We start from the raw sequence: 13,055 nt of genomic DNA, 5'->3' as shown, positions 1-13,055 counted from the left end.
TTCAAGCACGTGCCGGCGCGCGGCAGCTTAACGCAGCTTCGCCCGGAGTTGCCACCCGGTGCCTGCCGATCGGCATGGTGTACGTTGCACGATGCACCCTCATGTCTGCTCCTCATCCGCAACATCGAGACCGTGGTCCAGTGCATCCAGAAGCTGCTCGACCTCATGCTCGGAGATCACGAGTGGCGGTGCGAGGAACAGCGAAGTCTGCTCGCCGCTGGTGCCGATCACGGCGCCTGCCTCCAGGGCCCGCTCCGCGACGCGCGAGGCGATCGGCACCTCGGTGGTGTCGGCGTGCCAGGAGCGCCAGTCCGGGCCGTGGAGCTCCACGGTCCAGTGCAGCCCCTGCCCGGCCACGCGCTGCACGCTTGGATGTTTCTGCGCGATGGCGAGCAGGCGGCGGGCGAACAGCTTTTCGACGCCCTTCACGTGCTCCAGAATCTTCTCTTCACTGACGACTTTCAGATAGGCGCTGACGGCGGCCATGCTGATGGGATGCCCACGCAACGTGCCGTAGTTCTGCCAGCTCGTGCCCTTGAGCCGTTCGACGATATCTTTCGACACTACGACCGCGGCAACCGCCGCCGCACCGCCACCGAGCGATTTTCCGAGCGTCACGATGTCAGGACGGCTCTCGGCGCCTTGGAAGGCGAACCAGCGCCCAGCGCGGCCGGTGCCGGTCACCACTTCGTCGGCGATCCAGTAGGAGCCAGCCTGCCGCGCGCAACGCGCCACCTCGTCCTGATAGGCGCCGTCGTAATAGATGCCGCCCTGCGTGTAGTCGATGATCGTCGCTGCGGTATCCGATAGCAGGCGCGTGGCATCGGCCAGGTATTCGCTGGGAGGAATGTTGTCAGCCGGCGCGCCATAGATCGCGCCCTGCGGTGCCGGCAATATCCGCACCGGCGCCATCGGCGCCGGCAGCTTCGAGCCGCCTGAGTGCACCGCGAGGCCGCCATGCCATTGCGGCTGCACCGTCATGCTGCGCGACAGGCCCGTAATGCCGTGATAGGCGCGTTCGCGCGTTGCCAGCGCGGACCGCTGCGTCAGCGCCTGGCAAAGTGACAGCGCCATGTCGTTGGCCTCGCTGCCGCTGATGCAGAAGCGCACCGCACCGACCCAATCCTCTTCGCCCTTGAAGGCGATGGCCATCAAATCGTCAGCGGCCTGCTCGCGGCCGACCCAGGTCCACCCCTCGTTCACGACGGGCGTATCCGCGGCGCGGCGGATCGCCTCCACCATCGCGGGATGACGATGTCCGAGACCGCCGCCGGTGTTGCTGCCGTCGATGAGCTTGCGACCATCCGACAGATGAAAATAGACGCCCTCGCCGCCGACCACGGCCATGGGCGCGCTGTCGCCGGCATTCAGCCCGGTTCGCAACAATCTGCTCATTGCAATCCCTTCATTCCGCAGCCTCGGCGCCGTAGCCACCGCCGCCGCAGGTCTCGATGTTGACGAGATCGCCTTGCTGCAGCACCAGGTTCGACTTGCCGTCGATCGCGACGTTCGCGCCCTGCCGGATCAGCGAGATGCGGCAGGGCTTGCCGGGTTCGCCGCCCTGCATGCCGAACGGCGCGATCACCATGCGCTCGATGCAGGTGGTCAGATGCATCGACGGCGCCAGGATACGATAGGTGCGCACGACTCCGTCTCCGCCGCGATGGGCGCCCGCGCCGCCGGAATGCCTGCGAATGGCCTGCTGCTCGACTTGGATCGCGTAATTCGCCTCGATCACCTCGACCGGCGTATTCGAGGTGTTGGACAGATGCACCCGCGTCGCTGAGATGCCGTCCCGATCATGCCGCGCGCCCTCGCCACCGCCGTGGACCTCGTAAAGCATCTTCCATGAACCGTTTTGCCGCGGTTCGGCAAAAAACAGGACGCCCGCCGTGGTCGCCCCGCCGGCCGACAGACGCTCGGGAATGGTATCCTGCATCGCGCGGAAGATCGCATCGACGATGCGCATCGAGGTCTCGTGGTTGCCGGCCGCAACCGAGGCATTCCACCCCGGCTCCAGGATCGAGCCCGGGCGCGTGATGATGGTCAGCGGCCGCAACGCGCCCGCGTTCTGGTTCATGTCGCGCCCGCTCATGATGCGCGCGGCATAGGCTACCGCCGAGCGCGCCATGAACGGCGTGGTGTTGCAGAAATTCGAGACGCGGTCGCAGCTTCCCGAGAGATCGAAGGTCGCTTCGTCGCCTGCAATGGTGATCTTGACATGAATGCGCGCTGGCGCGGCGTTGACGCCGCCGTCGTCCAGATAATCCTCGCCCTCGTAGACGCCATCCGGCAGATCGCGCAACGCCTCGCGCATCTCGATTTCGGAGAGATCGTGCAGGCGCGCCTGCGCCGCCGTGAAGACTGCCTTGCCGTGCTCGCGGCAAAGCTCGAAGATGCGCTTCTCGCCGGCTTTCGTTGCGGCGATCTGGGCGAGAAGATCGCCCTCGCAGGATTCGGGATCGCGAACATTGGCCTTGAGCAGCTGCACGATCGGCGTATTGACGCCCGCTGCCGTGGCGATCAGAACCGGCGGAATGCGCATCGCCTCCTGGAAGGTGTCGATCGCTTTCGCAAAATAGCTGCCGGGCCAGGTGCCGCCGATATCGGGCCAATGCGCGAGGCTGACCGCGAACGCCACGATCTCGCCGTCGACGAAGACGGGGCGCACGACCTTGACGTCGTTGAGATGATTGCCGCCGAGCGGGCCGACATTGTAGATCAGTGCATCGCCTTCGTTCAGGCTGTCCCGCGGCACCACCTTCAACAATTCGAGAACCGTATAGGCCATCGCGCCGAGATGGATCGGGATGTCGCGGCCCTGCCCGACCAGGTCACCCCGGCCGTCCGTGATCGCCGACGACAGGTCGCCGGCCTCGCGCAGCAGCGGCGAGCGCGCCGAGCGCGTCATCACCAGGCTCATCTCCTCGGCCGCGGCCGAGAGCCCGTGCCTGATGACCTCGACGACGAACGGATCGATCTTCATGGGGCCACCCGCGTCAGGAACAGATTGCCTGAAACGTCGGGCCGCGCCTGCCAGCCGGGCGGGACCACCACGGTCGACCATGCGTCTTCAATGATGGCCGGACCGCTGACAATCTCGGTCAACGAGGCGCGGTCGATGATGCTTGTTGCGATGTCGTGAAAGCCGTCGAACGAGCAGATGCGCTCGCCGGTGGAGACCGCCCTCACCGCGACGGACGGCCGGCTCACGACGGTGCGCGACGGACGGCGCGCCTGCACCCGCACGGATTCGATGACGCAGCTCTCGCCGGTCGCATAGCCGAACAGCTCGTGGTGCCGGGCCAGAAAATCCTTCTTCAGCGTGATGACGTCGAGCGGTCGCGCAAACGGAACCGGAATGGCGTCGTTCTGCGCGGCGTAGCGCATCAAGGCCACCAGCTCGACCTGAATCTCGGTCGCGGCCACGCCGTTGGCGACGAGCGGCGCCGAAGCATCGTCAATCAGCACCCCGATCCGTTCCGACACGCGGGCGAGGTCGATGCCGTCAAGCGCAGCACGCAAGGTTTGCTGCTGGAGGAAGCTGAAATCGGCAGTGAGACAGCCCAGCGCCGAAAAAGCACTTGATGCACTGGGAACGACGACCTCGGCAATTCCGTAGAGATCGGCAAGCCCCGCGGCGTGCATCGGGCCACCACCGCCAAAGGCGAGCAGCGTGCAGTCGCGTCCGTCGATGCCGCGCTCGACCGTGACGCGGCGGAGCGCACGCGCCATTGTCGCGTTCGCGACCTTGATGATGCCGAGCGCGGTTTCGGTCAGGCTCAGCCCCAAAGCGCGCGCGATCGGCGCGATGACACCATTGGCTGCCTGGATGTCGATTCCGATCCGGTCGCCGAGTTTGGTTTCGGGATTGAGATAGCCGAGCACGGCGTTGGCGTCGGTGATGGTCGGCTCGGTACCGCCGCGGCCGTAGCAAGCCGGTCCAGGCTCTGAGCCGGCGCTTTCCGGTCCGACGGTCAGGCCGCCGGGACCATTGCGCACGATCGAGCCGCCGCCCGCGCCGATCGAGTGAACCGCAAGCATCGGCTGGCGCAGCGGCTTGTCGCCGAGCATGCGGCCGTCTGTCATCTCGGCCTGGCCGTCGACGATCAGGCACACGTCGGTCGTGGTGCCGCCCATGTCGAACGTCAGCATCCGCGATGTGCCGAGCTGGCGCGCGATGCTGACGGATGCGGAGACGCCGGCCGCCGGGCCCGACATCGCCATCACCAGCGGCCGCCGCTTCACGGCGGAGATCGGGACCATGGCGCCGGCCGAATGAAACACCTGCAGGCCGGGACCGATCGGCAGTCGCAGTTCCAGTTCGCTGAGATACTCCACCGCGATCGGCATGGCGGCCGCGTTGAACACGGTCGCCGAGGTCCGCTCGTATTCGCGCGCCTCGGGATTGACCTCGTGCGACAGCGAGACGTGGGCAACGACGCCCTTGAGCCGCTCGCCGAGCATTTTCTCGTGGACGGGATTGGCATAGGCGTGAAGCAGTGCGACCGCGACGCTCTGCACGCCGGTCCCCTTCAGCCAGGCCACCAGGCGCTCGATCTCCGCTTCATCCAACGCCTTCAGCACCCGGCCCTCGTGGTCGAGGCGCTCGGCGAGGCCAAAACATCGTTCGGGCGGCACCAGCGGCGGCGATTTTGGCGGAATGTCGAGACGATAGAGATCGCGGCGGCGATAGCGCGCGATCTCCAGCACGTCGGAAAAGCCTTCGGTCGCCACCAGCGCCACTTTCGGCAAACGTCCTTCGACGATGGCATTGGTTACGCGCGTGGTGCCGTGGACGAAGCGCTTGACCTCGCTCTTGCGCAGGCCCACCGCCTCGATTGCCTCCAGCATCGCCTGAACCGGAGCTTGAGGTCGCGACGGCACTTTCGCGATCCGCGCCTCCGCGGGGGAGTGCCGGATCGCGATGATGTCGGTGAAGGTGCCACCGATATCGGTGCCGACCTCCCAGTGATTTTCGTCAGTGTTCATGCGTGGGTCAGCTGCGGACGACGTTCGAACCGGACGCCGGGTGCTTCCCGTCCTTCGCGAGGTTCAATCGCAAACCGAGAGCGCTCATCGTCATCCCCTGTCATGCCACTGCTTGCGAGCGTGCGACAGAGCGATGGGCTTCGGATAGGGCCAGCGTTGTCGCAACGCACAGGACCAGCACGCAACCGGCGCTGCCCGCCGAGGCACATTTTAGTGCAGCGCTGCCCGCAGGGAGTGCACATCGGTGTGGATCGTTCCACGCGCGCTAAGTGCAGCGCACCACGAGTTTTCCCGGACGAAACGGCACATCCGCTGCACTGCAATCCACGCGCCGCGGACGCACTGTCTAATTTGCAGGCGATCGATCGGCGCTACGGACCATACGATTGCTTATGAGCTATGCATGGCAGTCGGCTCAGCCTCTCTTTATTGTACGATCAGTAAGCGGTCGTTTTGCCCACTCAACGCCTCGCGACCAGGCGACGCGAGCCGATGACGATGCCCGTGATGGAGAACAGAAAGCCGAGGGCGCAGAGCCCGACGACCAAGCCGTCGCGCAGCAACGGATGCGCGACCAGGACCGGAAAGTCCAACGTGTGCAGCGCGCCGTAGAACCAGCGATAAGCCCGCCGCGACGAATCCAGCCTTTGCAGCAAATTGCCGTCGGCGCCGTCGATGTCGAACCAGAGGTCGCCGCAGGAGGAGCGGTAGACCGGGGCACCAGGGACGGTGGACTGCGCGGGATAGTTGTCGTTGTCGGCAAGTATCGACGGTGCGCCGCAGCCGGCTGCGAGGCGCGCGGTCAGCCCCTGGACCTCGTGGACATCCAGAGATCCCGTTGGTCCGTCGCGCGGCGCATCCCCTGCCTTGATCAAGGTCTGAGCGGCAACGCCCGTGCGATCCCGCCGATAGAGAGTGCCGTTGAAGGCAAACCATTCGATCTCGCGGGCCGACGGCGATACAGGCTGCCGATCGAGCGATCGGGCCGCCGTCCAGTTCGGTCGGGCGTTCATCACGCTGGATTCAGCCGAGGTCAATTGCCCACGCGAGAACAGCCGTCCGTGATCCATGGAGAGCCAGCCACTGAAAATCCAGCTCAGCACGAAGACCATCGCCGCGAGGCCGATGAGATGATGCAGCGCATGCCAGCCACGATAGGGCGACCCGATCAGACCGCCCCGAGGTTTGATCCGCGCAAGCCCGAGCACAGCGCCAAGCAAAGCTGCGATCAGGGCCAGCAGCGACAAGGTCCAGACCACGCGATCCCACAGCGACCAGTTGCTTCGCAGGATCGTTGGATAGATCCAGTGCAGCACGCTCCCGACGAGATTCCATCCGCGCTCGCTGCGCGTCATATCCAGGACGATCTCGCCGGTGAGCGAGGAGACATAGACCTCCGTTCCGGCGGCGTCGCCCAGGCCAACCCGAAACAAGGGCCGGTGGCGGTCGAAGCCGTTCGGCACGCTCCATTGGTCATAGTCCGAGCGCGCAACGATCGCGGCACGCGCGGCATCCAGCCCACGGCTGCGTGCGTGGTCTCGCGCGATGGCCAGCGCGACCTCGGAAGACGCGACCGAGGCGCCGACCCCGTCGGAGGCGCGGACTGCGCCCGCGCGCGACGGCCCCGCGACGACATAGACCGGTCCATCACTGCGCTGGATCAGGCGAACGCGCGTCGCATCCGCAATCCCGCTCGCGGCAACGGCATCGGCGACCGCAAGCCCCGTCTCCGCGCTAGCCAACGGCACGAGCCCGGCAAAGCGTTCCGCTTCCGTCAGGGACGGAAACGGAACGAAGTGCATCACGATTCCCGTCGCGAACCACATCGCGAACAGCAGGCAGAACGCGATCCCGAGCCATCGATGCAGCAGGACGATCGCGCGCATCATCGATCAGCGTCCTACCATTTGAACGCGGCCGAGATCTCGTAGGTGCGCGGCGCGCCCAGCAGGATCTGGTCGGGATAGAATGGATCGCCCCAGATCGCGTAACGCTTGTCGGCGATGTTGCGCACCCGGAAGGTCAGGCGGGCCTGCTCGACGGCGTTGAACACGGTCTTGGGGATGTCGACGAAAGCGTAGACGTCCGCAACAGTGTAGGCCTTCAGCGTCACGGTGTTGGCATCGGTGTTGTAGCGGTCGCCGACATGGCGGCCGGTGATACCGAACTCGACCGCCCAGGGCGTGAAGAACCGGTATGACGCGCCGGCATTGGCGACGACGCGTGGCACGTTCGGCGGCGTGTTGCCGGAGAACGAGCCGCCGACAAAATTGTAGTCGGCGTAGCGCGCATCGACATAGGCGATGTTGCCCCAGAGACGCAGAGGCTCGATCGGACGCACCGAGGCGGCCAGCTCGACGCCCTTCGACTCCTGCCGTCCGGCCAGGTTGAGCTGCATGCCGCCTGCCGCGGCATAGACGTTCTTGCGCAGGATGTCGTAGGCCGAGAACGACCACTCCGCCCGGTTGTCCCAGAACAGGTGCTTGACACCAGTCTCGTAGGTGCGCGCGGTGGTCAGGTTGAGCGGATCGGTCGGATTGAGCAGGAAGATGTTGTTGGCCGCGATGTCGGCGCCGGTCGCATATTGGCTGAAGAAGGTCAGGGCCGGAACCGCTTCCCACGTGTAACCGATGCGCCCCGTCGTCGGGACCCAGGATTGCGAGAACGGGAAGTTCGCCTTCTCCAGACCGAAATTGTCGGTCGAATTACGGTCGAGCCCGATATGCTCGACGCGCAGGCCGCCAACCAGCGCGAAGCTGCGCGTGAGCTTCAGCCGGTCCTCGAATGACAGCGCCTCATTATCGATGCGCGCAGTCTGCTGCTGGATGGTGAGCAGGCCGTAGTACCCGCGAGGCGGATCGACCAGCGGAACGGAATCGCCGGGGAAATTTGCGGCGCCCGGCCTCACGAAATCAAGGTAGCTTGAGGACAGCGTCGTGACCAAACGGTTGTCAAAGCCGGCGATATTCGCATCCCAGATCAAGTCGGTGACGTTGCCGACCAAGCGTTGGCTGTGCGCGACGTAGAAACGCTCGCGATCCACCATGTTGGTACCGGAATTGAACGCCTCGACCTCATTGTTGAACCACGTGCGCTCCGCGCCGTAGCCATAGGCCTGACTCTTCAGCGTCAGGTCTGGCGCGAGCTTCAGCTCGAAACCGCCGCGCAACCAGACCTCCTGCGCGACGTTCCTGTTGTCGAGGACGTTGTAGTTGGTGTTGAAGGTGCGGTCATCGATCGTGACCGCACCGAGATTGGTTTTGTTGTAGTTCGAGACGTAATTGCCGGACACGATCCCCGTCGTCGCATGCGAGCCGCTGAAGGCAATCGGCACCAGCGGCGCGCCCCAATAGGCTTTCGAGCGATCCTCGCGGTACTCGATCGCGCCCCAGACCTTGAGGCTATCGGAGATGCGATAGTTGAGCTGGCCCGAGACGTCGAGCGTCTTGGTGTTGGTGTCGTCGGCAAAGCCGTTGAGCGAGGAACGGCTGACGTCAAAGCGATAATCGAGCCCCTGCACATTGGTGCTGCCGCCCGAGCCGTAATGCGCGCGGAACGAGTTCAGCGAATCCCAGGAGAAATCCGCCTCGTTCCGGATCGGACCGGTGTGCGGCTGCTTGGTGACGAAGTTGATCGCGCCGCCGGCGGCGCCCTCGCCCGACATCAGTGACGCCGGACCCTTCAGGAATTCGACAGCTTCCAGATTGGCCGTGTCGGTGATCCGCGAGGTCATGTTCTGCGGACCGATCTTGATGCCGTTGTAGAGCGTGTTGATTTGGCTGTTGGTGAAACCGCGCATCGAGAAAGCCGAAGGCTCGGCCGGATTGTCGCCGGCTGTGACGCCAACCGCTCCCTGCGCGACGTCGGACACGGTGCGGTAGCCCTGCTCGCGCATGGTTGCGGCCGAGATCACCTCCACGGTCGCGGGCGTTTCGCGCACGGTCAGGCCGAGGCGAGAGGCGCTTTCGGCGACTGCATTGGTGTTGAGCGGCGTCTGTGCTGCCGCGGTCGGCACGACGGGCTTGGGCGCTACAGATGCAGCCGCCGGCCGGCGCGCAGCTGCGCGGCGTGGGCCCTGCGCTTCTCGGCCGGCCGGCCTGGCCTGCTTGCGGGATTGGGCCGGCGTCACCTCGACCGGCGGCAGAGGTTCGCGGGCCTGCTGCGCCAGTGCGCCGGGAGGATCAAGCGCGGCAAGGGATGTGAGCGCGGCGGATGCGAGCAGGAACGCACGCGGTCGTACAATGCGAACAGGAGACACGGTCTTGGACCTCGGTATGACGTCGGTGGCACGTCACAGCGAACCAAGGTCCCATCTTCCGGCTTATAAGCCTTCCGATGAAGCCGAATGTCTGTACTCCCCGACCGACATCTTCGCGTGTGACCACGGCTGACGGCAGGTCTCCTGGCTCGCGGGTCAGTACCTTGCGTCGCCTTCCCGGGACCGAGATACCCAGTGGCACGTGACGCAAGATTCGCCGCTTACAGTTGCGGGGGCAGCCACGGCATTGGGGACAACGTCCCCGCACCGCATTCCCTTTTCATCCCCTCTCGGGGAAACCGTCGCGAGCATCTAGGATTACGATCCAGACAGAGTCAATGTGCCAGTTGCGGCGTTATTGCCACAACGACCAACTTCCTCGGAGATAAGCATGGAAGGCGAGACCTTCCTCTGGCTGATACGGCACGCGCCCGTCGATGGCGTCACGGGGACGATCCATGCGGCCGACGCACCGGCCGATCTCGGCGATCGCGCGCAGCTGGGGGCGCTGCGGCAGCGTCTGGCGCAGGACGCCGCGAGCTATGCGAGCCCGTCGCGTCGCACGGTCGAAACGGCCCACGCGCTGGGGCTCGAGCCGCTGCAGCTGGACGAATTCAGCGAGCAGAATTTTGGCGACTGGACCGGTCGTCGGCATGACGAGCTCGCCGCGACTGGTGGCGAGGCCTATGCACGGTTCTGGAGCGATCCGGCGCGCGCACGGCCGCCGGGCGGCGAAAGCTTTGAGGATCAGGTCGCGCGGGTGCGGCTGGGTTTGTCGAAGATCAGCAGCGGGGCCGCAACGCTCGTCGTGCATTCCGGCACGATCCGTGCGGCGCTGTGCATCGCGCTGGATCTGACGCCAAAAGCGGCCCTGCGCTTTGTGATCGATCCGCTGTCGCTGACCCGGATCGACCGGCTCTCGACCGGCTGGCGCATCGTCTCGGTCAATCAGCGGACGATTTGATCAGGCCGGACGATCAGGCACATTGGCCTGCGCAAAGGTCGCCATCCCGTTGTGGAGCGCACAGGCCGACCGCACCAGCGGCAGCGCGATGGCCGCCCCCGATCCTTCGCCGAGCCTGAGATCGAGGCTGATCAGCGGCTGCACATTCAGCGCGCGAAGCACCAGCCGATGTCCCTGCTCGGCGGACTGATGCGATGCCAGCAGGAACGGCTGGCACGAGGGATTCAACCGCGCCGCAGCAAGTGCCGCGACCGATACGATGAAGCCGTCGATCAACACGGGGATGCGGCCCTGTGCAGCCGCGATAATGGCACCGCAGATGGCCGCAATCTCGAGGCCGCCGACGGCGCACAGGATCTTTTCGGGCGACGCGCCCGTAATGCCATGACGTGCGATCGCGGCGTCGATCACCCGCGCCTTGTGCACACGGCCGGCCGCGTCGATGCCGGTGCCGCTGCCCGCGATCTCTTCCGCGCTCACGCCGAGCAAGGCGGCCGCGATCGCCGCCGATGTCGTGGTGTTGCCGATGCCCATCTCGCCGAAGATCAGAAGATCGGGCTGCCCGGCCTGCGCGCGCGTCACCGCACGTCGGCCGGATTCGAAGGCGAATGCCAGCTCTGTGGAGGTGAGCGCAGCTTCGACGCTGAAATCGCGCGTGCCGCTGCGCGGCTTGTCGGTCACGATTCCAGCCATCTCCTCCTGCGCCAGCGTGCCGGCGTCGACGACCTCCAGGCTGGAGCCCAGCTCACGCGCGAGCACCGAGATCGCGGCACCGCCGGAGGCGAAATTCGCCAGCATCGCGATGGTCACTTCTTGCGGATAGGCCGAGACGCCCTGCGCGACGATGCCGTGATCGCCGGCGAAGATGATGATCGGAACCCGGGCCGCGCGCGGTTGCTCGGTTGCTTGCAGGCCCGCAAGCTCAATCGCGAGCTGCTCGAGCCGGCCGAGCGCGCCGGTCGGTTTCGTCAGTTGCGCCTGTCGCGCCACCGCCGCGTCGCGATGGACTGCCGAAATATCAGGGCATTGTTGGGTGATCCATTCGGGGAGCATGCTGCCTCGCTTGCCTCACGGCCTGCGCTTGAGGATGTAACTGTCCATGATCCAGCCGTGCCGTTCGCGCGCCTCTTGCCGCACCGCGACGATACGCGGGCCGATCTCGGCCAGCGCGCCGGACATGACGATCTGATCGGCCATGCCGAGATAGGCGCCCCACCAGATGTGCAGGCCTTCCGGATCAAGCGACTGGAACGCCGTGCCGCCGTCGAGCATCACCACCACTGTATCGACACCTTGCGGCCAGCCGCCATCGCGCAAGCGACGGCCGGTCGTGACCAGAAATGGCTCGCCGATATCGTTGAGCGGCAGCGCATGCGCCGCGCACAGCGCCTGGATCGAGGTGATGCCGGGAACGACCCTGATGTCAGGCAAGGGATCGAGCCGCCGCGCGATGCGCAGCGAGGAATCATAAAGCGAGGGATCGCCCCAGATCAATATTGCGACATTGCCCTCGCCTTCGAGATGATCTGCGATCGTCTGCGACCAGGCAGCGGCCACGGCATCGTGCCAATCGTCCACGCCCTTGCGATAGTCCGCTTCAGCGGCGTCGCGGACGGGCAGATCGAACTCGGCAATGCGCGTCGTGTCGCTGGCGAGCACATCGGCGCAGATCGTCCGCCTGAGATCGGCGAGATCGGACTTGGCCGTCCCCTTGCGCGGGATCAGGACAAGATCGGCCGCGTTGATGGCGGTGATCGCGGCACGCGTGAGCTGCTCGGGATCGCCGCAACCGATGCCTATCAGGGAGAGCGTGAGCATCGTGCCTGCGAAGGGCGGCCATGACGGCCGCCCGTTCGCTTGTCACTTAAGCCGCGTTGTGCAAACGCGGGGTGACGAGGCCGGGCGCGGTGACGCCGCGCAACGACTTCGCCAGCGCCAGCACGCCGAGATCGGCGAGCGGCTCGATCACGATGACCAGCGCATAGGACGCCGCGAAGGTCGCGATGTTGACGAGGTTGGTCGCGCCAAAACCGGCGCCATAGACCGCCCAGAACGCCACCCAGGCGATGACGCCCGCCTGATAGGTCGTCGAAAGCGCCAGCGCCTGGCGATACTTCAGATCGACATAGGCCGTGTTGCGCGCAATGATCCGCGTGGCGATCGCCTGGATCCCGAACAGCGGCACCAGCAGCGTGGTGACGTTCATGCCATATTGCGGCAGGTCGGGCGGCTCGAAGAAGATGCCCTGGAACAGCAGGCCGAACGCGAGGCCGAAGGCCGCAGGCGCAGCGCCAAACAGCAGGAACAAGGTCGAGCCGAGGATGAAGTGCACCTCGGAGACGCCGACGGGGAAGTGCGGCAGGATCTCGAAGAAGATAAACACGAGTCCCGTGGTGGCGAGCGTCCGCGCCGCGAACGACGTGATGCCCTGCTCGCGCACGGTCTCGACCGCGAGCTTCAAGGCAACACCGCCGACGGCGATGCCGGTTGCGTAACTCAGCACGAGCTTGGCGTCCGAGACTAGTCCGGGTTCGATATGCATGGCTCAGATCCTTCTTGCCGTCACACCCGACGGCCTTGGCCTCAAAACGTGCACGGCCGGTCTCCTGGCTCGCGGTTCACTGGGAGTCTCCGGCCTTCCCGGGCCTTGCGGCCCAGTGGCTGATCGAAGTCCCTCACCGCTTACAGTCGCGGGGGCGGCTGGGGTTTTGAGCGCCGCAACTGGGTCCGCCCATCCCCATTCCCGATTATGCTCCGGCGCTTTGCGCCGCGTCGAGCACCATGCCTCTCCTGTGTGCCCCTTTCGCCGGCCGGGCGTCAAGGGGCGAAGGGCGGACGAGG

General features: G+C 65.7%; 9 protein-coding genes and 2 riboswitches. Of the genes, 1 reads left to right on the top strand and 8 read right to left on the bottom strand.

Annotated features, from left to right (window positions below; all coding sequences use genetic code 11):
* Nucleotides 1–99: 99 nt before the first annotated feature.
* The 5 genes from ABIB80_RS12725 to ABIB80_RS12705 form a co-directional block, all read right to left on the bottom strand.
* Nucleotides 100–1,395, bottom strand: a complete 1,296-nt coding sequence (locus ABIB80_RS12725) for a class-III pyridoxal-phosphate-dependent aminotransferase (protein WP_354127554.1) — start codon at nucleotides 1,393–1,395, stop codon at nucleotides 100–102.
* A 10-nt stretch (nucleotides 1,396–1,405) separates the two neighbouring features.
* Nucleotides 1,406–2,986 carry a hydantoinase B/oxoprolinase family protein gene (locus ABIB80_RS12720; protein WP_354127553.1) on the bottom strand — a complete coding sequence of 527 codons (1,581 nt, stop codon included), beginning with the start codon at nucleotides 2,984–2,986 and terminating at the stop codon, nucleotides 1,406–1,408.
* The gene (locus tag ABIB80_RS12715) at nucleotides 2,983–4,992 is read right to left on the bottom strand and encodes a hydantoinase/oxoprolinase family protein (protein WP_354127552.1); all 2,010 of its coding nucleotides are present in this window, start codon (nucleotides 4,990–4,992) and stop codon (nucleotides 2,983–2,985) included. Before ABIB80_RS12715 ends, ABIB80_RS12720 begins: the two co-directional genes overlap by 4 nt.
* A gap of 461 nt (nucleotides 4,993–5,453) precedes the next feature.
* On the bottom strand, nucleotides 5,454–6,881 hold the full coding sequence (locus ABIB80_RS12710) for a PepSY domain-containing protein (protein ID WP_354127551.1): 1,428 nt from the start codon (nucleotides 6,879–6,881) through the stop codon (nucleotides 5,454–5,456).
* Nucleotides 6,882–6,892: 11 nt separating this feature from the next.
* A complete protein-coding gene (locus ABIB80_RS12705) occupies nucleotides 6,893–9,250 on the bottom strand; it encodes a TonB-dependent receptor (RefSeq protein WP_354127550.1) in 2,358 nt (785 codons plus the stop codon).
* 117 nt (nucleotides 9,251–9,367) lie between these two features.
* Nucleotides 9,368–9,569: riboswitch (cobalamin riboswitch) on the bottom strand.
* A 72-nt stretch (nucleotides 9,570–9,641) separates the two neighbouring features.
* Between ABIB80_RS12705 and ABIB80_RS12700 the strand changes: the two genes are divergently transcribed.
* Nucleotides 9,642–10,214: a histidine phosphatase family protein gene (locus ABIB80_RS12700; protein WP_007593134.1), complete on the top strand. Its 573-nt coding sequence runs from the start codon at nucleotides 9,642–9,644 to the stop codon at nucleotides 10,212–10,214.
* Here ABIB80_RS12700 and cobT read toward each other — a convergent pair whose 3' ends face one another.
* The 3 genes from cobT to ABIB80_RS12685 are packed head-to-tail and all read right to left on the bottom strand — an operon-like array spanning nucleotide 10,215 to nucleotide 12,756.
* Nucleotides 10,215–11,267 carry a nicotinate-nucleotide--dimethylbenzimidazole phosphoribosyltransferase gene (gene cobT / locus ABIB80_RS12695; RefSeq protein WP_007593139.1) on the bottom strand — a complete coding sequence of 351 codons (1,053 nt, stop codon included), beginning with the start codon at nucleotides 11,265–11,267 and terminating at the stop codon, nucleotides 10,215–10,217. It abuts the gene before it with no gap.
* 15 nt (nucleotides 11,268–11,282) lie between these two features.
* Nucleotides 11,283–12,032 (bottom strand): precorrin-6A synthase (deacetylating), encoded by a 750-nt coding sequence (gene cobF / locus ABIB80_RS12690; RefSeq protein ID WP_007593141.1) that lies wholly within the window; start codon nucleotides 12,030–12,032, stop codon nucleotides 11,283–11,285.
* 46 nt (nucleotides 12,033–12,078) lie between these two features.
* On the bottom strand, nucleotides 12,079–12,756 hold the full coding sequence (locus ABIB80_RS12685) for an energy-coupling factor ABC transporter permease (RefSeq protein WP_007593143.1): 678 nt from the start codon (nucleotides 12,754–12,756) through the stop codon (nucleotides 12,079–12,081).
* A 37-nt stretch (nucleotides 12,757–12,793) separates the two neighbouring features.
* Nucleotides 12,794–13,013: riboswitch (cobalamin riboswitch) on the bottom strand.
* Nucleotides 13,014–13,055 lie beyond the last annotated feature (42 nt).

Source organism: Bradyrhizobium sp. i1.15.2 (assembly GCF_040548425.1).
GTDB lineage: Bacteria > Pseudomonadota > Alphaproteobacteria > Rhizobiales > Xanthobacteraceae > Bradyrhizobium > Bradyrhizobium canariense.
This window is presented reverse-complemented; position numbering and strand designations above follow the sequence as displayed.